20 protein-coding genes, 1 riboswitch and 1 other annotated feature are annotated in these 17,934 nt (G+C 41.0%); of the genes, 8 read left to right on the top strand and 12 right to left on the bottom strand.

The window, feature by feature from the left end; all coding sequences use genetic code 11:
• Positions 1-132: 132 nt before the first annotated feature.
• The 7 genes from trpA to ACQKN3_RS11450 form a co-directional block, all read right to left on the bottom strand.
• Positions 133-912, bottom strand: a complete 780-nt coding sequence (gene trpA, locus ACQKN3_RS11480; protein WP_427711471.1) for a tryptophan synthase subunit alpha — start codon at positions 910-912, stop codon at positions 133-135.
• A complete protein-coding gene (gene trpB, locus ACQKN3_RS11475) occupies positions 909-2,096 on the bottom strand; it encodes a tryptophan synthase subunit beta (protein WP_251689920.1) in 1,188 nt (395 codons plus the stop codon). The genes trpA and trpB overlap by 4 nt, the downstream gene beginning before the upstream one ends.
• Positions 2,093-2,710: a phosphoribosylanthranilate isomerase gene (locus ACQKN3_RS11470; RefSeq protein WP_427711469.1), complete on the bottom strand. Its 618-nt coding sequence runs from the start codon at positions 2,708-2,710 to the stop codon at positions 2,093-2,095. Before ACQKN3_RS11470 ends, trpB begins: the two co-directional genes overlap by 4 nt.
• Positions 2,707-3,501, bottom strand: coding sequence for an indole-3-glycerol phosphate synthase TrpC (gene trpC / locus ACQKN3_RS11465; protein WP_251689918.1), 795 nt, complete (start codon positions 3,499-3,501; stop codon positions 2,707-2,709). The genes ACQKN3_RS11470 and trpC overlap by 4 nt, the downstream gene beginning before the upstream one ends.
• Positions 3,498-4,535 (bottom strand): anthranilate phosphoribosyltransferase, encoded by a 1,038-nt coding sequence (trpD, locus tag ACQKN3_RS11460; protein ID WP_427711467.1) that lies wholly within the window; start codon positions 4,533-4,535, stop codon positions 3,498-3,500. Before trpD ends, trpC begins: the two co-directional genes overlap by 4 nt.
• Positions 4,536-4,540: 5 nt before the next feature.
• Positions 4,541-5,524: a metal ABC transporter ATP-binding protein gene (locus ACQKN3_RS11455; protein WP_427711465.1), complete on the bottom strand. Its 984-nt coding sequence runs from the start codon at positions 5,522-5,524 to the stop codon at positions 4,541-4,543.
• Between the two features lie 121 nt (positions 5,525-5,645).
• Positions 5,646-5,859: a binding site (T-box leader), on the bottom strand.
• 178 nt (positions 5,860-6,037) lie between these two features.
• Positions 6,038-6,523 carry a QueT transporter family protein gene (locus tag ACQKN3_RS11450; RefSeq protein WP_427711463.1) on the bottom strand — a complete coding sequence of 162 codons (486 nt, stop codon included), beginning with the start codon at positions 6,521-6,523 and terminating at the stop codon, positions 6,038-6,040.
• A gap of 6 nt (positions 6,524-6,529) precedes the next feature.
• Positions 6,530-6,574: riboswitch (PreQ1 riboswitch) on the bottom strand.
• A gap of 288 nt (positions 6,575-6,862) precedes the next feature.
• On the opposite strand from ACQKN3_RS11450, the gene ACQKN3_RS11445 reads away from it, so the two are divergent.
• The 3 genes from ACQKN3_RS11445 (at position 6,863) to ACQKN3_RS11435 (ending at position 9,803) form a co-directional block, all read left to right on the top strand.
• Positions 6,863-7,879 carry an ABC transporter substrate-binding protein gene (locus tag ACQKN3_RS11445; protein WP_251689914.1) on the top strand — a complete coding sequence of 339 codons (1,017 nt, stop codon included), beginning with the start codon at positions 6,863-6,865 and terminating at the stop codon, positions 7,877-7,879.
• Between the two features lie 96 nt (positions 7,880-7,975).
• The gene (locus ACQKN3_RS11440; protein WP_427711461.1) at positions 7,976-9,016 is read left to right on the top strand and encodes an ABC transporter permease; all 1,041 of its coding nucleotides are present in this window, start codon (positions 7,976-7,978) and stop codon (positions 9,014-9,016) included.
• Positions 9,009-9,803: an ABC transporter ATP-binding protein gene (locus ACQKN3_RS11435; protein WP_427711459.1), complete on the top strand. Its 795-nt coding sequence runs from the start codon at positions 9,009-9,011 to the stop codon at positions 9,801-9,803. The genes ACQKN3_RS11440 and ACQKN3_RS11435 overlap by 8 nt, the downstream gene beginning before the upstream one ends.
• Before the next feature lie 80 nt (positions 9,804-9,883).
• On the opposite strand, the gene ilvA is transcribed toward ACQKN3_RS11435, so the two are convergent.
• Positions 9,884-11,152: a threonine ammonia-lyase IlvA gene (gene ilvA / locus ACQKN3_RS11430; RefSeq protein ID WP_251689912.1), complete on the bottom strand. Its 1,269-nt coding sequence runs from the start codon at positions 11,150-11,152 to the stop codon at positions 9,884-9,886.
• A 357-nt stretch (positions 11,153-11,509) separates the two neighbouring features.
• On the opposite strand from ilvA, the gene ACQKN3_RS11425 reads away from it, so the two are divergent.
• Positions 11,510-12,259, top strand: a complete 750-nt coding sequence (locus ACQKN3_RS11425) for an SDR family NAD(P)-dependent oxidoreductase (protein ID WP_251689911.1) — start codon at positions 11,510-11,512, stop codon at positions 12,257-12,259.
• A 67-nt stretch (positions 12,260-12,326) separates the two neighbouring features.
• On the opposite strand, the gene ACQKN3_RS11420 is transcribed toward ACQKN3_RS11425, so the two are convergent.
• The 4 genes from ACQKN3_RS11420 to thiD all read right to left on the bottom strand — a co-directional run bounded on the left by ACQKN3_RS11420 (position 12,327) and on the right by thiD (position 16,073).
• Positions 12,327-13,682, bottom strand: coding sequence for a YjiH family protein (locus ACQKN3_RS11420; RefSeq protein ID WP_427711456.1), 1,356 nt, complete (start codon positions 13,680-13,682; stop codon positions 12,327-12,329).
• 281 nt (positions 13,683-13,963) lie between these two features.
• Positions 13,964-14,641 carry a bacillithiol biosynthesis deacetylase BshB2 gene (gene bshB2, locus ACQKN3_RS11415; protein WP_427711454.1) on the bottom strand — a complete coding sequence of 226 codons (678 nt, stop codon included), beginning with the start codon at positions 14,639-14,641 and terminating at the stop codon, positions 13,964-13,966.
• A 13-nt stretch (positions 14,642-14,654) separates the two neighbouring features.
• The gene (locus ACQKN3_RS11410; protein WP_008404569.1) at positions 14,655-15,005 is read right to left on the bottom strand and encodes a YojF family protein; all 351 of its coding nucleotides are present in this window, start codon (positions 15,003-15,005) and stop codon (positions 14,655-14,657) included.
• A 219-nt stretch (positions 15,006-15,224) separates the two neighbouring features.
• On the bottom strand, positions 15,225-16,073 hold the full coding sequence (gene thiD, locus ACQKN3_RS11405; protein ID WP_427711452.1) for a bifunctional hydroxymethylpyrimidine kinase/phosphomethylpyrimidine kinase: 849 nt from the start codon (positions 16,071-16,073) through the stop codon (positions 15,225-15,227).
• A 162-nt stretch (positions 16,074-16,235) separates the two neighbouring features.
• On the opposite strand from thiD, the gene ACQKN3_RS11400 reads away from it, so the two are divergent.
• The 4 genes from ACQKN3_RS11400 to ACQKN3_RS11385 all read left to right on the top strand — a co-directional run bounded on the left by ACQKN3_RS11400 (position 16,236) and on the right by ACQKN3_RS11385 (position 17,899).
• Entirely contained in the window at positions 16,236-16,919 is a 684-nt protein-coding gene (locus ACQKN3_RS11400) for a uracil-DNA glycosylase (RefSeq protein WP_251689907.1), read from the top strand.
• Positions 16,920-16,984: 65 nt separating this feature from the next.
• Positions 16,985-17,167, top strand: coding sequence for a uracil-DNA glycosylase (locus ACQKN3_RS11395; RefSeq protein ID WP_251689906.1), 183 nt, complete (start codon positions 16,985-16,987; stop codon positions 17,165-17,167).
• Entirely contained in the window at positions 17,164-17,436 is a 273-nt protein-coding gene (locus tag ACQKN3_RS11390; RefSeq protein ID WP_251689905.1) for a YwdI family protein, read from the top strand. The genes ACQKN3_RS11395 and ACQKN3_RS11390 overlap by 4 nt, the downstream gene beginning before the upstream one ends.
• Positions 17,437-17,518: 82 nt before the next feature.
• Positions 17,519-17,899, top strand: coding sequence for a DUF423 domain-containing protein (locus ACQKN3_RS11385; protein ID WP_427711449.1), 381 nt, complete (start codon positions 17,519-17,521; stop codon positions 17,897-17,899).
• The last annotated feature ends 35 nt before the right edge of the window (positions 17,900-17,934 follow it).

The following is a 17,934-nucleotide window of genomic DNA, read 5'->3' as shown; positions in this document are numbered from 1 at the left end:
TAGATTTAATCAAAGGATACCATATAAAGGAAATATAATATATATAGAAGAAAGTGGGATGCAAAGGTACTGAAAGGAAGAGATGGGGTCCTCCAATTCTTCAAGTCGTTGCATCCTCTTAATAAGTAGTGATTAAATCGCGGCCGATTTCTTCGTTGCCTGTACAAGCGCTTCGATTGTTGCCCAGTCTTGCTCGACGAGTGCCGTAACAATTTTACTGCCGACAATTACTCCATCTGCGATATCGCCAAAGCTTTTTACATGTTCAGTCGTTGAAATACCGAAACCTGCTAACACGGGAATATTGCTCGCTGCTTTCAAGTTTGCAAAATGCCCGGCAAGTTCCGCGGCAAAGCTTGCACGTTCACCGGTAATGCCATTTACCGTTACAGCATAAACAAAGCCTTCACTTGCAGCGGCTAATTTCTTAATACGTTCAGGGGGACTCATCAATGATACGAGCTGGACAAGCGCAATGCCATTTACCTTTAAAGCGTCATGCAATAAAGCACTTTCTTCGTAAGGCATATCCGGTACAATCAGTCCTTGAACACCACTGCGTTTTGCATCCTCTGCAAATGCTTCAATCCCATAAGCTAAAATCGGGTTTAAGTAAGTCATGACAACGAGCGGAATATGGATTTCCTGTGCAAAGCTTTGCAGTTCATCCAGTACTTTTTTCAATGTCACACCTTGTGCAAGTGCACGTTCACCAGCTTGTTCAATCGTTGGTCCATCTGCTACAGGATCGGTAAATGGAATGCCGACCTCAATTGCGGAAACTCCGATTTGCTGAAGCTTTAGTATAGTAGGTTTTAATGTTTCAAGCCCGCCATCGCCTGCCATAATATAAGGAACAAATGCTTTATCTCCTGCTGCTAATACGTTTTCAAGCTGTTTTTGCAATGTCATTTCGCGCCACCTCCAAGTTTATCCATTAATGTGTGAACATCTTTGTCTCCACGACCTGATAAGCAAACGACAACAATTTCATCAGCAGGTCGGTCCTTGGCAAATTGGCTCGCATAGTAAACGGCATGCGCGCTTTCCAATGCCGGTAAAATTCCTTCCGTTTCACATAATAGCTTTACACCTTCAAGTGCCTGTTCATCGGTAACAGAAGGGTAGGCAGCACGACCTGTTTCATGTAAATGACAGTGCTCAGGTCCAACTCCCGGATAATCAAGTCCTGCTGAAATTGAATGGGCTTCTTGAACAAAACCGTTGTCATCCTGTAGTAAATACATGAACGCACCATGTAGGACACCTGTTTTCCCTACGTGAATTGCTGCCGCATGCTTGTCGGTATTGACACCTGAACCTGCAGCTTCCACTCCATATAATGCTACATCCTGATCTTCTACAAACGGATAGAACATTCCGATTGCATTACTGCCGCCACCGATACAAGCAATTACTGTATCCGGAAGACGTCCTTCCTGCTGTAAAATTTGGGCACGTGTTTCATCCCCGATGACACGCTGGAAATCACGGACAATTGTAGGGAAGGGGTGGGGTCCAAGTGCCGACCCTAAAATGTAATGCGTATCTTCTATATGAGTGACCCAGTGACGCAACGCTTCATTAACCGCATCTTTCAATGTAGCAGAGCCTTTTTCTACCGCAACAACTTTTGTCCCGAGCAGCTCCATACGGAAAACGTTCAGTTGCTGACGGCGTACATCTTCTGCCCCCATATAAACGATACATTCCATATCAAGCAATGCACACGCAGTTGCCGTTGCAACACCGTGTTGACCTGCACCAGTTTCAGCAACAATTTTTTTCTTCCCCATACGCTTTGCTAAAAGTGCCTGGCCGATCGCATTATTTATTTTATGTGCGCCAGTATGATTTAAATCTTCACGCTTTAAATAGATTTTCGCACCGCCGACTTTATTCGTTAAACGCTCCGCAAAATATAGGGGAGTTTCACGTCCGACATATTGCTTTAAATAATAATCTAGTTCTTCCTGGAAAGAGGGGTCTTTTTTTGCTTCCTCATATGCAAGCTCCAATTCCTCAAGTGAAGTCATCAATGTCTCGGGCACAAATTGACCACCGAATCGCCCGAATCGTCCTTTTACTGTCGTCATAAAATCAACTCTCCTTTTGCTGTTTCAATAAAATTCGTAATCGCTGCTGAACTTTTTTGACCATCTACTTCTACACCACTTGAAACATCTACTGCAAATGGCTCGACAAGCATAATCGCCAGTCCAACATTTTCTTCATTTAATCCACCTGCCAAAATAACCTTTTCAAGCGGGATTTTTACTTTATCAAGCAGCATCCAGTCAAAGGATTTTCCGCTTCCTCCACGAAAGTCAGTTCCAGGCGCATCGAACAAATAGTAGTCCACATCATACGTCGCTGCTCGTGTCACATCCTCTTCACTTCGAATCGAGAACGCTTTAATTGCCGACAGCCCGATTTCTTGAATCTGTTCGGGTGTTTCATCACCGTGATACTGGATATAATCGAGTCCGACTTCTTTTGCAATTTGACGAATAGTGGCTGGCTCTTCATTGACAAAAACCCCGACTTTTTTGACCGTACTCGGAATTGCCTTTGCCAGTTCCGCTGCTTCCTCTACCGTAATGCGTCGTTTACTGGGCGCAAACATAAATCCGATAAAATCAGCACCTGCTTTGACCGCTGTTTCTACATGTTCAATTTCTTTTAATCCGCAAATTTTTACTTTTGTCATCGATTTTCGCCAACCTTTGCTGTTATGTCGATTTGTAGTGCTTTTAGTGAATTTTTGACATCTCCGCTGCGCATTAATGCTTCGCCGACTAATATTCCTTTTGCGCCAGCATTCGCCACAAACTTTGCATCTTCCGGACCTAAAATTCCGCTTTCACTAATAAATGCTATCGGTGATGGAGGAAGAAGCTGTGCAATTTCAAGTGTTGCTGATAGTGAAACATCGAATGTTTTCAAATTCCGGTTATTCACTCCGATAATGTTTGCCCCAATGGCAAGGGCACGCTTTAATTCATCGGCATCATGTACTTCAACGAGCACTTCCAGCTGTTGTTCTGTCGCATAGGCGTAAAGGGATTTCAGCTGGTCGTCTGTTAATGCTGCAACAATCAACAGGACAACCGATGCGCCGGCAGCCTTCGCGTAGTCGATCTGTACTTCATGAATGATGAAGTCTTTACATAAAACCGGTATGTTTACGGCATTGGCAACGGCATTTAAATCCGCATAGCTTCCTTTAAAAAATGCGCGTTCTGTCAATACGGATATACAGGCAGCACCTGCTTCTTCATATTGTAAAGCTTGCTCAACAGGGTCGACTTCTGTCGCAATATCGCCTTTAGAAGGGGAGGCACGCTTCATTTCCGAAATGACTTGCAATGAATTGGCTGATATTAATGTTTCGTATAAAGAAGGGCGGACCTTATCAATTGTTAAAAACACAGGCTTTGTCGAAAGCAATTGTGGCAGCTCAGTCTTTTTTTGGTCAATAATACGGTCTAAAATCGTCATTTTACGGGTTCCTCCTGCATCTGTTTTTGGCTATAAGAAACGATATTCTCTAACTTTTCATAAGCGCGTCCGGATAAAATACTGTCCTTCGCCATATCGATACCTTCTTTCATTGTCTCGGCAAGCCCATATGCAAAGAAGCCAATGCCGGCGTTTAAAAGAACCGTATCAAAATACACGCTTTGTTTTCCTTTTAGTAAGTCACGCATAATATCCGCATTTTCTGCAGGAGTGCCGCCGCGAATTGCAGAAAGTGGCTGTGAGGCTAAGCCGACATCTTCAGCACGCAGTTTAAATGGAATCATGTCCCCGCGGTCTAACAGTACAAAAGTGTTTTCACCATCCAGTGATGCTTCATCCATTCCTTGTGCACCAGATACGACGATTGCACGCTCACGTCCTAACAGATGGAGCACTTCTGCATAATCGGTCGTAAAGTTTGGTCGGTTAATGCCGACAAACTGTGTTTTTAGCGGAACAGGGTTTGTTAGGGGACCGACTAAATTGAAAATCGTCGGCTTGCCGATTGCCTGTCGTACTTCACCAATCCGTTTTAACTTCGGATGCATATTCGGAGCATGTAAGAAGGCGATACCGTGCTGTTTAAGCAATTCGGATGTTTGCTCGATATTCGGCAACAGCGTAATGCCAAGTGCCTCCAACACATCTGAACTTCCTGAAGCACTCGATACTTTCCGGTTGCCGTGCTTAGCTACTAAAATGCCGCCGCCTGCCAATACAAAAGCGGAAGTCGTACTAATATTGAAGCTTTGAAGTCCGTCGCCGCCCGTGCCGCAGTTATCGATATAAATGCCTTCCGGTACGTCGACAGCAACTGCATGTGATTTCATAACAGAAGCTAAGCCTGCCACTTCATGTGCCGTTTCTCCTTTTGCACTCATCGCCGTTAAAAATGAGGCAATCTGTTCTTTCGGTGTTTGCTCATTAAAAATAAGCTGTGCCGCCTGCTGCATTTCCTCAAAAATTAAGTGCTCTTTTCGCTCAATCTGTTCAATGTATGGAAGTAAAGACATGTTCATCATCCTTTCAGTAAAGAGTGGAATGGCGCTTCTTCATCTGTCTCCGAGTGAAGCTGTGCGACATTTCCTTGAATTATTATCGTCTGTTCAGGTGTTGTGAAATCGACCTGACCATTGAAGCCGATATAGCCGATCAAGCCTTGTGCTGGTAATAGCCCTTTCACGACATCGATGGCATGAAGGGTAGGGCTTAACGTACTTGTTGTAACATTTGCAAGCTGCTGCACCGAATTTTCTGTACTATAGCGTTCGATTGACGGTGCATCATTTGTAACGGAAATATTCCCGTTCCTTACTTGCATGTAGTTTGATTTTGATGTACCGATTACTGTGCAATCATCAAATTCGACATAGTACATATATGGTGCAGCGTGCTCAATGCGCATTTTTCGATAAAGGGAAAGGGCCTCTCCGGAAAATTGTGCGCGATAACGTCCATTCCCCTCTTTTACGACATGTTGTAATATATAGGAAGATTGTTCAGGTGTTGGTGTGGCAAACAGCTGTTCAATCAATTGATCAATGTTCGGTTCTACTTGCTCTGCTTCAATATTTGTATGGAAAACAGCGATTTCATCTGTTAAATGATCAAAAATAACGAGTGTATCGTAAACATGAAACTGCAGTTCAGGTAATGGCTTTTGCAATGCATGAATATAGCCAATTCCGCCACCTGTAAACGGATATTCCGTATGTGATGAGACACGAGGCATCACTTGCTTTAATAGTTGAACCAGCTCGCCTTCATATGTGTAGGCTTTATTGGAATGATGTGCATGATCTAAAAGTTGATCACCTGTCCCGATATACGTTTTACGAGGGTTAACCCCGATGAACGAATAGCGTCCATTGCCATCATATTTAGAGGAACTTTCCAATAAAAACTTCCGTTCACCTTGCAGTCGCTGGAAAATAGAAATTGGTGTCAGTAAATCCCCATTTACTTTTTTCATTGATGTACGAAAATGTTGCTGAACTACCATTTGAACAACTCCTTTTTTGAAATAAACTACGCCTTTACGATTCAGATTATTTAGCAATCTTGTAATTAATTTAAAGCTTTGCTGAACAAAAAAATCGCCCTCAGCAAAAGAATTAACTTTTGCTGAGGACGATCTGCACCGCGTTGCCACCTCGTTTGAAGCAAACCAAAAAACCTTGCTTCCACTTAAACCTGATAACGGCAGGGTACCGTCCGCCGACTAACGCCAGCAGCTTTCATAAGGCCCATTCACATTTACCTTTTGGCGTATTTTCACCAGCCATACGCTCTCTGGACAAAACGGTAAATGCTACTCTTCTTATTCAACAATTTACTCAACTAAGCTCAACTAAACGAAAACGGTGGTCACGCTCCCGCAACCTGCTACCGTAAATAATAATTTGAATATGCTTTATTCTAACACTGAAAAATGAAATGTCAAACAATTCTAAAATATTTTCGCTAAATAAAAAACCAGCTGACGTTTTAAAACCAGCCGGTGAAAAAATCGATATTAAATTAATTTTTTGAAATTCAATCGTTTATTTAAAGTGTACATAATCGGTGCTCCAACCGCCAATACAACAAATTCGCCAAATGCTACAAACAGCCAAGTTTCCCAGAACGGGAAGCCAAGCACGATATTGAGCTGTGCTGCAATGATAAACATTGTAAACGTAAATAGTGTTGTATTAATAATCAGACGAGCCCAAATATTTTTCACAAACTTACAAATGAATATGAAAATTCTGAGTGTAATAATCGTATGTCCGACACCAAATACTAAATCGATTGGACCGATCGAAGACATCAGGAAATTGGAAATAAATACACCTAAAACAACACCTAACATATAGCGCGGGTTAAATGCGACTAAATGGTTAAAAATTTCGGCAATACGGAACTGTACTTGCCCAAAGCTAATTGGCGCAACAAGCATTGTGACAGCAATATATAATGCTGCAATAATGGCACTCGCTGCAATAAAGTTTACCTTCATATGAAATTCCTCCTAGTTTTTTAACGTGGGATGGTTACGAACCACGCAAAGCAACTGCAATCATAGCAATATTGAAAATAAAAGTAAAGATTTATAGGACTTTTTTTCAATAAATACTCAAAAAAATTCTAAAGAGTAAAAACTTCAACAAACCGCGTTGCTTAGCGGTTTGAAGTGTATCAACTAAATTCCGAAATGAGGCACATTACCTAGAATAAATTCAGAAGATTCTAAATGTTATTGACTATCTAAATACGACGCGGTAATATTATTTCAACACACTTCATCCAAATGAAGTTCGGTGCTTTAAATCGATAAAGTAAACTAGGGGGAAATAAGATGAGAAAAAATTTAATGAAGCTGTCCTTTTTATTATTCGGGCTTCTTTTATTATTAGCTGCTTGTGGCGGGGAAGAGAGCGAGACATCTTCGAACGAGACGTCAAATGGCGAGGCTGTAGATACAGCTAAAGCAGATAGCGATAAAACATTTAAAATCGGAACAACACAAATTGTTGAACATCCATCATTAGATGCAGCAAAAGAAGGATTTAAAAAAGCAATTGAAGATGCAGGTATTAAAGCAGAATACGTAGACAAATCTGCGAACAACGATAACAGTGCAAACATGACAATCGCCCAGCAGTTAGTCGGGGATAATGTAGATTTGATTTTCGCAAACTCAACACCTTCAGCACAGGCGGCAAAAAGCGCGACTTCTGATATCCCGGTTATCTTTACATCGGTAACGGATGCAGTAGGTGCGGAGTTGATCGAGTCAATGGCAACACCTGGTGCCAACGTAACAGGTACGATTGATTTACATCCGGAAACAATGCCGAAAACAGTTGCCTTCCTAAAAGAATTAGGGGCAAAAAATGTAGGGATGGTATATAACGCTGGTGAGCAAAACTCAGTTGCACAAATTGCGGCAGTAAAAGAAATTGCAGCAAAAGAAGGCGTAACAATTGTGGAAGCAGCGGTATCTGCTTCATCTGAAGTACGTCAGGCAGCAGAATCACTAGTAGGAAAAGTAGATGCATTTTATATTATTACAGATAATACGGTCGTATCGGCACTTGAATCTGTAATCGAAGTAGCAGATGCAAACAAATTACCGCTTGTTGTCGGTGAGCTTGATTCAGTGGAGCGCGGCGGTTTAGCAGCTTACGGTTTCGAATACTACGATATCGGCTATGAAGCAGGGCAAATGGCAGCACAAATTTTATTGGAAGGTAAAACACCTTCAGAAGTTCCGGCTGCGTACCCGGCTAACTTAAAACTAGTAATCAATAAAGCTACTGCAGAAAACTTAGGCCTGGAAATTAAGCCTGAATGGGAAGCAGAAGTACAATAATTCATTATTTTTTATAAAAAAGCAAGTCAGCCTAAACAGGTAAATGTTTAGGCTGACTTGCTTAAAACTTTTAAAAAAGTCAGGAGATGATTCGAGATGTTTACAGCTATGTTTGGGTCAGTGGAGCAAGGGATCATCTATGCAATTATGGCACTTGGGGTTTATTTAACATTCCGTGTGCTGGATTTTCCGGATTTAACGGTTGATGGAAGCTTTGTAACGGGGGCAGGTACGGCAGCGATGATGATCGTGCTTGGCTATAACCCGGTCCTTGCCACATTGGTCGCAACAGTTGCTGGATTTATTGCTGGATGTATGACAGGAATTTTACACACTAAAGGGAAAATTAATCCTCTTCTTGCAGGGATTTTAATGATGATCGCCCTCTATTCGATTAATCTTCGAATTATGGGATTAAGCTCAGATACCGGTGTAACACGACCAAATATTCCACTATTAAATTCAGAAACAGTTTTTTCGACGTTCGGTTCATTCTGGTCGAATTTAGGTATTGATTCAGCAATTACAAATGTACTGAAATCAATGGGCTTAGCTTCTGTTCCAACAACTTGGGGAATTTTAATTTTAATGGTTGTTGTTACAACGATTATTAAACTAGTAGTAGACTGGTTCTTAAAAACAGAAATCGGTCTCGCGATTCGTGCAACAGGTGACAATAAACGAATGATTCGCAGCTTTTCGGCAAATACCGATTCATTGGTCATTTTAGGACTGGGAATTTCAAACGGTATGGTAGCATTATCGGGTGCATTAATTGCCCAATATACAAAGTTTGCCGATGTCGGATTAGGTATTGGTATGATTGTTGTCGGTTTGGCATCTGTAATTATCGGTGAAGCAATTTTCGGAACAAAGTCGATTGTTCGTGTCACATTTGCAGTTATTGCCGGGGCAATAATTTACCGAATGATTTACGCATTGGCGTTACGTGTAAAATGGCTTGACTCGGGAGATATGAAACTAATTACGGCGGTTATCGTTATTTTAGCGCTAGTAATCCCGCAAATCGTAGGGAAATATAAAGAGAAAAAGAGAAAAGCAAAACGTTTGGAAGAACGTCTCGCATTACAACAGGCAAAAGTAGATATTGAGCAGGGAGGGAAGAGCCTTGCTTAAATTAGATGGCATTAATAAAGTATTTAACGAAGGAACACCCGATGAGAAAATTGCACTGGACAATATTAATTTGCATTTGGCACCTGGTGATTTCGTTACAATTATCGGCAGTAACGGAGCCGGAAAATCGACAATGATGAATATGATTTCAGGAGCGTTAACACCAGATTTCGGCTCTGTCGAAATTAACGGCAATGATTTAACCCGCTTGCCAGAATATAAGCGTGCTGTCCATATCGGCCGCGTATTCCAAGATCCGATGGCAGGAACAGCACCAACGATGACTATTGAAGAAAACTTGGCAATTGCCTATTCACGTAACACAAAGCGTTCATTGCGTTTTGGTGTTGATAAAAAGCGTCGAGAATTTTTCAAAATGTCATTGGAAAAGCTGCATTTGAATTTGGAAAACCGTTTATCGGCTAAAGTCGGGCTATTATCGGGTGGGGAACGCCAGGCATTAAGTTTATTAATGGCGACATTTACGAAGCCTTCAATTTTACTACTTGATGAACATACAGCAGCTCTTGATCCGTCCCGTGCAGAGCTTATTACAAAGCTGACAAAAGAGCTTGTCGAGGAAAGTCGGCTGACAACACTGATGGTCACGCATAATATGCAGCAGGCGCTCGATTTGGGGAATCGCCTCATTATGATGGATAAAGGGCAAATTATTCTGGAGGTCGGTGAAGACCGTAAACAGGACTTGACGATTCCGGATTTAATGCACGAGTTCGAACAAATCCGCGGTGAAAAAATGAATTCAGACCGCGCGTTATTAGGGTAAATGAAAAGTTCCAGAAAGATAAAGCAAAAACTCGATTTTCTCTGAGAGAAAATCGAGTTTTTATATTTCAATAAAAGTATTTATACTAGCAACGCAAACAGCGTACTGTCATTATTTACTTCTTTATACTCGAAACCGTTTGCACGCATACGTTCAATTAATCCTGCGTGGTCTTCGCGATGTGCAAGCTCAATGCCGACCAATGCCGGACCACTTTCTTTATTGTTTTTCTTCGTATACTCAAACGTTGTAATATCATCATTCGGACCAAGCACTTCCGTCAAAAATTGGCGTAATGCTCCTGAACGCTGAGGGAAACTTACGATGAAATAGTGCAGCAGCCCTTCATAAATCAGTGAGCGCTCTTTAATTTCCTGCATGCGTCCGATATCGTTATTTCCTCCAGAGATAATGATGACAACCGATTTTCCGCGAATTTGCTCTGCGTAAAAGTCAAGTGCTGCAACCGACAATGCTCCAGCAGGCTCGGCAATAATAGCGTGTTTATTATATAAATCTAAAATAGTCGTACATACTTTGCCTTCCGGAACGGCGATAATATCATCCAAATAGTGACGGCATACTTCATATGTATCATGCCCAACACATTTTACAGCAGCGCCATCAACGAATTTATCGATCGTGTCCAGTGAAACCGCTGCTCCGTTTTGGAAAGCAGATTTCATGCTGGCTGCACCAGCAGGCTCTACACCGATAACTTTACTCGAAGGGGATAAGTTTTTAATGTAGGAAGAGACGCCTGACATTAAGCCCCCACCGCCGATACTGCCAAATACATAATCGATCGGTTCTTCGATGTCATTCATAATTTCGACCGCCACTGTTCCTTGGCCAGCCATTACATCTGCATCATCGAATGGATGAATGAAAATGCGGTTCTCCTGCTCACAATAGGCAAGTGCGCTTTCCGCAGAGTCGTCAAATGTATCTCCTGCCAGTACAATTTCTACAAAGCTTCTGCCAAACATCCGTACTTGATCGATCTTTTGTTTCGGAGTTGTTTTCGGCATAAAGATTGTCGCTTTAATTTCCAGCTTTGCGCACGCATACGCAACACCTTGTGCATGGTTGCCGGCACTTGCACAGACGACACCTGAAGTACGAGCCTCATTTTCGATTTTTTTAATTTTATAATAGGCACCACGTAATTTAAATGAGCGAACATGCTGCAAATCTTCACGCTTAAAGTAAATTTTTGCCCCATACTTTTCTGATAAATATTCGTTTAATTGCAGGGGTGTATGTACAACAACATCTTTTAAAAAATGATGTGCGATTAATACGTTTTCGACTGCAATCGTATTCGGTTGAGTAACTCCCATTTCCATGTAACCTCCGTCATCTGATTAAAGATTATATTATTCTATCATAAATTTATGTCGTAATGGCGTAAAAATTCTGTAAATTATGAAAATTCATCAATACGTCATAATGAAAGCGGTTTAATAGAGAAATCGAGCATCGATTCAGACAAGATTTCCTTAAAACTGAAACGCGCACTATATCTCTTTGAAGTGCATATCAACGAACGGAACAGGAAAAGCTTATGTATGAACCAAGTCTTAAGTCACCTCCCAATGTTTATTTGAAAAACAAAGGGGAAAAATAAATTATTGTGGCAGGAAAATTTTGCGCATAGGAAAAACTTATTGGCAACGTCCAAAATCATTTTAGGAGGAATAGCTATGACTAAAACAGCGATTATTACAGGTGGAGGCAGCGGGTTAGGACAAGCAACAGCTATCCGTATGGCACAGGAAGGTATTAATATTGCGGTAGTGGATGTCAGTGAAAAAGGCGGAAACGAAACAGTTGAACAAGTGAAAGCACATGGCGTAGACGCTATTTTCATTAAAGCGGATGTATCAAAAGCTGAAGAAGTAAAAAATTATGTTGATGAAACAGTTAAGCATTTTGGAGCGATTGATTACTTCTTTAACAACGCAGGAATTTCCGGCAGCGGTAAATTCTATTTAGATACCACGATTGAGGAAATTGAACAAATTGTCGGTATCAACTTGTTAGGGGCACTTTATGGTGTACGCTATGTGGCCGAAGTAATGCTGAAAAACGGTGGCGGTTCTATTGTAAATACGGCATCAAGTGCCGGTGTAATTGGACAGGATTCCGTTGTTACATATTCAGCAACGAAACACGGAATTGTCGGGTTAACAAGAAGTATGGTAGCGGAATACGCAAAAGACGGGCTACGCGTTAATGCCATCGCACCAGGGCCGACTGAAACACCAATGGTAAAAGCCTTTTATGAAGCAAATCCGCAAATGAAGGAAAATGCTACTGGTGGAATCCCTCAAAAACGCTTAGGTACACCAGAGGAAGTAGCAGAGCTTGTAACCTTCCTGCTAACTTCAAAAGCAGAGTATATTAACGGGGAAGTCATTCGAATCGATGGCGGCTTCACAAGCACGAAGTAAATAGTAAAAAGGGCTGCCCGGAACGTCAGTAGAGAATCTGACTTTCCGGCAGCCCTTTCTTTTTTAATTAAAATAAAAGATGCGCAATTGCTGCGATAATTGGAATTGAAATGATTGTACGGGTTAAGAAAATGATAAATAGATCCCAGATTTTTAATGGAAGCTTCGTACCTAAAATCAGTCCGCCGACTTCTGACATGTAGATTAACTGTGTAACCGATACTGTCGCGATGAAGAAACGTGTCATTTCTGATTCAATGCCAGCACCTAAAACTGAAGGTAACAGCATGTCCGCAAAACCGACAATCATCGTTTGTGCAGCTTCACCGGCTTCAGGAATTTGCAGAAGCGCCAAAATCGGCTCAAATGGCATTCCTAGTATACGGAAGAAACTTGTAAACTCTGCTAACACTAATGCAATTGTTGCGAACGCCATAATAATCGGTGTAACCGCAAACCACATTTCCAGTACATTAATAAATCCATTTTTGATCATTTTACCTAAGTTACGGTTAGAATCGGCTTTCGATAAAGCATTGTGCAATCCAAAAGAAAATACATTATATCCATCTTGTACATCTTCACGGTTTGCAGGCACTTGAGAGCCATCAATTAAAGTATCCGCTTTTTGTTTTAACGGGTAAATACGAGGCATAATGAATGCTAAAATTAAACCACAAATAATGACAGAAGCATAGAACTCGATGAAGTAATCACCAATGCCGATTGTTTCAACTACAACTAAACAGAAAGTAATCGATACGACCGAAAAAGTTGTTGCGATTGTTGCAGCTTCACGGCCTGTATAATTTTTTTCTTCATATTGCTTGCTTGTAAGCAATACGCCGATTGTGCCATCACCAACCCAAGAAGCTAGACAGTCAATGGCAGAGCGTCCTGGGATCTTGAATAGGGGGCGCATAATTTTCACCATCATTGAACCGAAGAACTCGAGTAAACCGAAGTCTGTTAATAAAGGCAACAATAAACCGGCAAATAAAAACAGTACAAACATGAAAGTTACAAGACCGGATGCCGGATCAAGCAGCACGCCTGTTGTAACGTCACTTGTTAAACTCTCAGGTCCGATTTGGAACACATACATACTCGCAAAAATGACTGCAAGCACACGCATAATTGTCCAGAACCAGTTTACACGGAATAATGAATCAGCGAGTGTACGTTGCTCTTTTTTTTGCGGAATAAACTGCATTACGACAGATCCTGCCGCCGCAATAATAAATACGATGAATGCGAACCAGTGAATGAATGGTTCCACTTTACCTGCCAAAAAGTTCGCAAGGATCGCAATTGGTACTTTTATGCCGTCTTCTGTACCAATCGGTGTAATAAATAGAAAGACACCAAGTGCAGAAAGGGCAATAAATAGAAACCAAGTATAAGAAGAAAATTTTGTTTTCATATATGATAACCTCTTTGATTGTTAGTTTGAATATTTATACACTATAAAACGTGTTTATTCATTTGTCTACTGTTTTACATAAAGATTAATATTTCTGAAAACTATACCGATTAAAAAATGAATATAATTAGGCGGGCGAAAGGTTTAAACGTAATAAACATCATATTTTTGAAGAAATAAGCTAAAATTGAACCGAATAAAAATACAAGAAATGAATACGAGAAAAAAGGGCGCCTGCAAATTCCAAAATATGCAAACGTCCTTGAAATTATAAATATACATTAATCATTGAATGTTACAGTATAAAATCTTTCGTGGCTTAACCAGTTATCTAGTGAGACATCTCCGGTATCTACCCGTTTTTCTGCGTCTTGTATCATCCAGGCAGTTTGAGAAGCATGCGCTTTTAAAGCTTTTAACTTATCTGCTTTGACAGACGAGATTTCGATTGTAACATCCGGCTCACCGTTTTTCTCGACTGTGTCATTCGCAAATGCACAAGCTAAAATACGAGGGCGATACTGCTTATCGATACGACGTACCGCTTCGACAACAGCGCGCCCAGTTGCTTCATGATCGGGATGGACAGCAAAGCCAGGTAAAAATGTGAAGATTAGTGATGGATTCAGCTCGACAATCAAATCATTAACGAGCTTGACCATTTTCTCATCGTCTTCAAATTCAACTGTTTTGTCACGTAAACCCATCATACGCAAATCACCGATACCCATTGCCTCACACGCTTCCATCAACTCTTTTCTGCGGATTTCCGGCAATGACTCGCGCGTTGCAAATGGAGGATTTCCTAAGTTTCGTCCCATTTCGCCTAATGTTAAACAAGCATATGTAACAGGAACTCCCATGTTATGGAATAAGCGTAGTGTACCTGCAACTGAAAAGGCTTCATCATCCGGGTGCGGATAAACGACTAAAACGTGACGTTCTTCTTTTAATGTCATATAAGCGACCTCCTTAATAAGCAAATGGCGTTTCGCTGATTTCTAATGCAACCGCCAGCTTTCCAGTATTATCTAAACCAGCCATTAGTAATCGGCCCTGATCGTCCAGTTCAAAATGTGTAATTCCTTGTGCGTAAACCCAGCCATGCGGCATTTTAAGTCCGACACGGTGTGGGGCGTCTCCTACAACCTTTCCCAATTCATAGCGGATTTGTACATTGCGGATAAATGCGCCTGCATTGAAAAAGCCTTCATTGTAATGTGTTGCATAAGAGCCGTTTGTAGTTTCTAGATGAATAAAAACGTCTTTGTTCGCAAAAGAATTAATTAACTCCTGGAGCTCGTTAGTATTTACTTCCTTCATCACTCTTATTAACTCCTTTCGAATCTTTCTATTAATAGTATAGTCAAATATATTCGACTGTGAAACGAAAAAGTCACACAAGAATTGAGTTCTTGTGTGACGCCAAATCAATTACGCCTCAGCGTAATTGCGTCCGGATTCGGCTTTGCGCTGACGCAAAGACCTCATTACCGGATCTGTGACATCCGCCGGAGGCAAAACTTCTACTTGTAGAAGTTTTTATGCATGTAGATAGTTTGGAATTGTTGTAACAGTAATTTCAGGTGCACCGAAACGTGGTTTTGCCCCGTGCATTACTGGTCCAACATGTTCATTTAAAGCCCATCCGTGTTTAATCGCCGCTGAAACGAATTCTTTCGCTTCAATAACCGATTCCTCAACAGAAAGACCATTTGCTAAGTTTGCACAAATACTCGCTGCAAAAGTACAGCCTGCCCCATGATTATAAGTAGAAGAAACTTTTTCTGTTTCTAATAATTTAAATTCTACTCCATTATAGAACAAATCAACGGCTTTATCATGTACTAAGGCTTTTCCACCTTTAATTACAACATTTTTTGCGCCAAGCTCATGAATTTTCACAGCGGCAGCTTGCATTTGCTCGATTGTTTTCGGCGTTGTTGTGCCTGCCAGCTGTCCTGCTTCGAAAAGGTTAGGTGTGACAACTGTTGCATAGGGTAATAAATATTTAATCATTGCTGTCGTGTTGCCAGGGTTCAATACTTCATCTTCGCCTTTGCAGACCATTACAGGATCGATGACAATTTTATCTGTGCCGGCAGCTTGAATCGCTTTTGAGGCCATTTGAATAATTTCTTCAGTTGAAAGCATGCCTGTTTTAATGGCATCGACACCTGTTGAAAGGGCTGTATCGATTTGCTTTTGTAATAATTCTGTCGGTAGCGGTGTGACTGAGTGGCTCCAAGTTTTCGGATCCATTGTCACAACTACTGTCAATGCGACCATTCCGTATGTGCCATGTTCTTGAAAGGCTTTTAAATCGGCCTGCATACCTGCGCCTGCAGAAGTATCAGAACCTGCAATTGTTAAAGTTTTTTTAAGTGTCATATAGCATATCTCCTTAAAGTGAAAATTCGAATTATAATTAGGTTAAGTATAACGCCTAGCTGACTATATAAAAATAGTCAGAAAACGAAAAATCTATAATGCCAGATAAATCACTTGAACTTCTGCAGCAAATTCACTAGCGTATAAAATGAGGTGGAAATTATGATGGAACAGTTGACGAATAGTTGGAAAGATTTATTGGCTCGAGAAGCAGAGCAGCCGTACTATAGACTTCTTGAGACATTTTTAGAGAGACAATACAGGGAAGAGACAGTTTATCCAAAGAAGGAGAATATTTTCAATGCCCTCCAGTTAACGGATTACGAAAATGTAAAAGTAGTCATATTAGGACAAGATCCGTATCATGGTCCGAATCAGGCACATGGATTAAGTTTTTCAGTTGAAAAAGGGCAAAAATTGCCGCCGAGTCTAAAAAATATGATGAAGGAACTGCAGCAGGACATTGGCTGCGAAATCCCGGAACATGGGGACTTAACGTCGTGGGCAAAGCAGGGTGTATTATTATTGAACACCGTTTTAACTGTACAGGCAGGCAAAGCCAATTCCCATAAAGGCCAAGGTTGGGAACAGTTGACGAATACTATTATTGAACATCTCGCAAAACGTGAACAGCCAATTGTATTTTTATTATGGGGAAAACCGGCGCAAAGTAAACGGATTTTAATTGAACAGATTTCAGATAAACATATTATTTTGCAATCGCCTCATCCGAGTCCATTAAGCGCACACCGCGGCTTTTTCGGAAGCAAACCTTATTCAAAAACAAATAAAGCACTACTGTCTTTAGGACAGCAGCCTATTGACTGGTGCTTAGCGAAGAAATAGGGAAACAAGCTAAACTTTTGCCTGAAAGCATGGTAAAGTAATGATAGAAAGAGAGGGAACGGCAAATGAAAGTAGATTGCTTTAAATGCCAGCATTTTCGTGTGACATGGGATCAGTTTAATCCGCGCGGTTGCACAGCATATGGCTTTAAAACGAAGCAGCTGCCATCTCTCGTTGTAAAACAGTCTTCGGGAATGGACTGCTTAAAATTTGTACCGAAAAATAGAGAAGGTGGGCAAATGCGATGATTACGTATGAATCGATTGTTAAGCAAATTGAAAAATTGACAACAGAAGCAGCACATGCGGCAACAGAACAACAAGCCCGTGAAAAACTTGCGGCAATTCGTGCGCTATGTGATGTCGTTTTAGACGAAAAAATCAGTTCGCCAAAACCTGCTTCCATAAATAGCATGAGTACAACGATCTCGTCACCCGTATACACGCAACCGGTCGCAATTCCAGCACAAAAGCTTGAAGAAGACGATGCAAACGGCGACTCATTGTTTGACTTTTAACAGAGAGATACGCCTGTTCGGAATAAAATCCCCCTATTTATAGGGATGAAACTTGTATTAGAAAAAGAAAGAGGTAAAAGAAATGAAAGGTTCAATTATATCTGGCGCAATTCACGGTTTTTTAGCAGTTGCATTAGGCGCATTTGCAGCACATGCACTCGAAGATTTACTGGATGATTACAGTGCCGGTATTTGGGATACAGCAATCCAGTATCAAATGTTTCATGCAACAGCACTTATTTTGGTCGGTATTTTAATGTCAAAAGCTATTTTCGGTGAAGTAAAGCAGTTGAAAATTGCGATGTTCTGCTTTAATGCAGGTATTATAATCTTCGCGGGAAGCTTGATGGTATTAGCTTTAACAGGAATCGGTGTATTAGGTGCCATTACTCCTATCGGTGGGGTATTCTTTTTAGTGGGCTGGATAATGGTTATAACAGCAGTAGTAAAAAAGACTCAATAAAATTTATAGCATATACTTCTTAAAAAGGAAGTATA

Source organism: Solibacillus sp. NPDC093137 (assembly GCF_050280445.1).
Classification (GTDB): domain Bacteria; phylum Bacillota; class Bacilli; order Bacillales_A; family Planococcaceae; genus Solibacillus; species Solibacillus isronensis_B.
This window is presented reverse-complemented; position numbering and strand designations above follow the sequence as displayed.

What these genes read in the sequence shown, in the direction of transcription:
- trpA (WP_427711471.1), bottom strand. Translation starts at nt 912, where the DNA reads ATGACATTGCAAAAACAGCTTGAAAACGTATTAGCAGCAGGAGATAAA.
- trpB (WP_251689920.1), bottom strand. Translation starts at nt 2,096, where the DNA reads ATGACGACAGTAAAAGGACGATTCGGGCGATTCGGTGGTCAATTTGTG.
- ACQKN3_RS11470 (WP_427711469.1), bottom strand. Translation starts at nt 2,710, where the DNA reads ATGACAAAAGTAAAAATTTGCGGATTAAAAGAAATTGAACATGTAGAA.
- trpC (WP_251689918.1), bottom strand. Translation starts at nt 3,501, where the DNA reads ATGACGATTTTAGACCGTATTATTGACCAAAAAAAGACTGAGCTGCCA.
- trpD (WP_427711467.1), bottom strand. Translation starts at nt 4,535, where the DNA reads ATGTCTTTACTTCCATACATTGAACAGATTGAGCGAAAAGAGCACTTA.
- ACQKN3_RS11455 (WP_427711465.1), bottom strand. Translation starts at nt 5,524, where the DNA reads ATGGTAGTTCAGCAACATTTTCGTACATCAATGAAAAAAGTAAATGGG.
- ACQKN3_RS11450 (WP_427711463.1), bottom strand. Translation starts at nt 6,523, where the DNA reads ATGAAGGTAAACTTTATTGCAGCGAGTGCCATTATTGCAGCATTATAT.
- ACQKN3_RS11445 (WP_251689914.1), top strand. Translation starts at nt 6,863, where the DNA reads ATGAGAAAAAATTTAATGAAGCTGTCCTTTTTATTATTCGGGCTTCTT.
- ACQKN3_RS11440 (WP_427711461.1), top strand. Translation starts at nt 7,976, where the DNA reads ATGTTTACAGCTATGTTTGGGTCAGTGGAGCAAGGGATCATCTATGCA.
- ilvA (WP_251689912.1), bottom strand. Translation starts at nt 11,152, where the DNA reads ATGGAAATGGGAGTTACTCAACCGAATACGATTGCAGTCGAAAACGTA.
- ACQKN3_RS11425 (WP_251689911.1), top strand. Translation starts at nt 11,510, where the DNA reads ATGACTAAAACAGCGATTATTACAGGTGGAGGCAGCGGGTTAGGACAA.
- ACQKN3_RS11420 (WP_427711456.1), bottom strand. Translation starts at nt 13,682, where the DNA reads ATGAAAACAAAATTTTCTTCTTATACTTGGTTTCTATTTATTGCCCTT.
- bshB2 (WP_427711454.1), bottom strand. Translation starts at nt 14,641, where the DNA reads ATGACATTAAAAGAAGAACGTCACGTTTTAGTCGTTTATCCGCACCCG.
- ACQKN3_RS11410 (WP_008404569.1), bottom strand. Translation starts at nt 15,005, where the DNA reads ATGAAGGAAGTAAATACTAACGAGCTCCAGGAGTTAATTAATTCTTTT.
- thiD (WP_427711452.1), bottom strand. Translation starts at nt 16,073, where the DNA reads ATGACACTTAAAAAAACTTTAACAATTGCAGGTTCTGATACTTCTGCA.
- ACQKN3_RS11400 (WP_251689907.1), top strand. Translation starts at nt 16,236, where the DNA reads ATGATGGAACAGTTGACGAATAGTTGGAAAGATTTATTGGCTCGAGAA.
- ACQKN3_RS11395 (WP_251689906.1), top strand. Translation starts at nt 16,985, where the DNA reads ATGAAAGTAGATTGCTTTAAATGCCAGCATTTTCGTGTGACATGGGAT.
- ACQKN3_RS11390 (WP_251689905.1), top strand. Translation starts at nt 17,164, where the DNA reads ATGATTACGTATGAATCGATTGTTAAGCAAATTGAAAAATTGACAACA.
- ACQKN3_RS11385 (WP_427711449.1), top strand. Translation starts at nt 17,519, where the DNA reads ATGAAAGGTTCAATTATATCTGGCGCAATTCACGGTTTTTTAGCAGTT.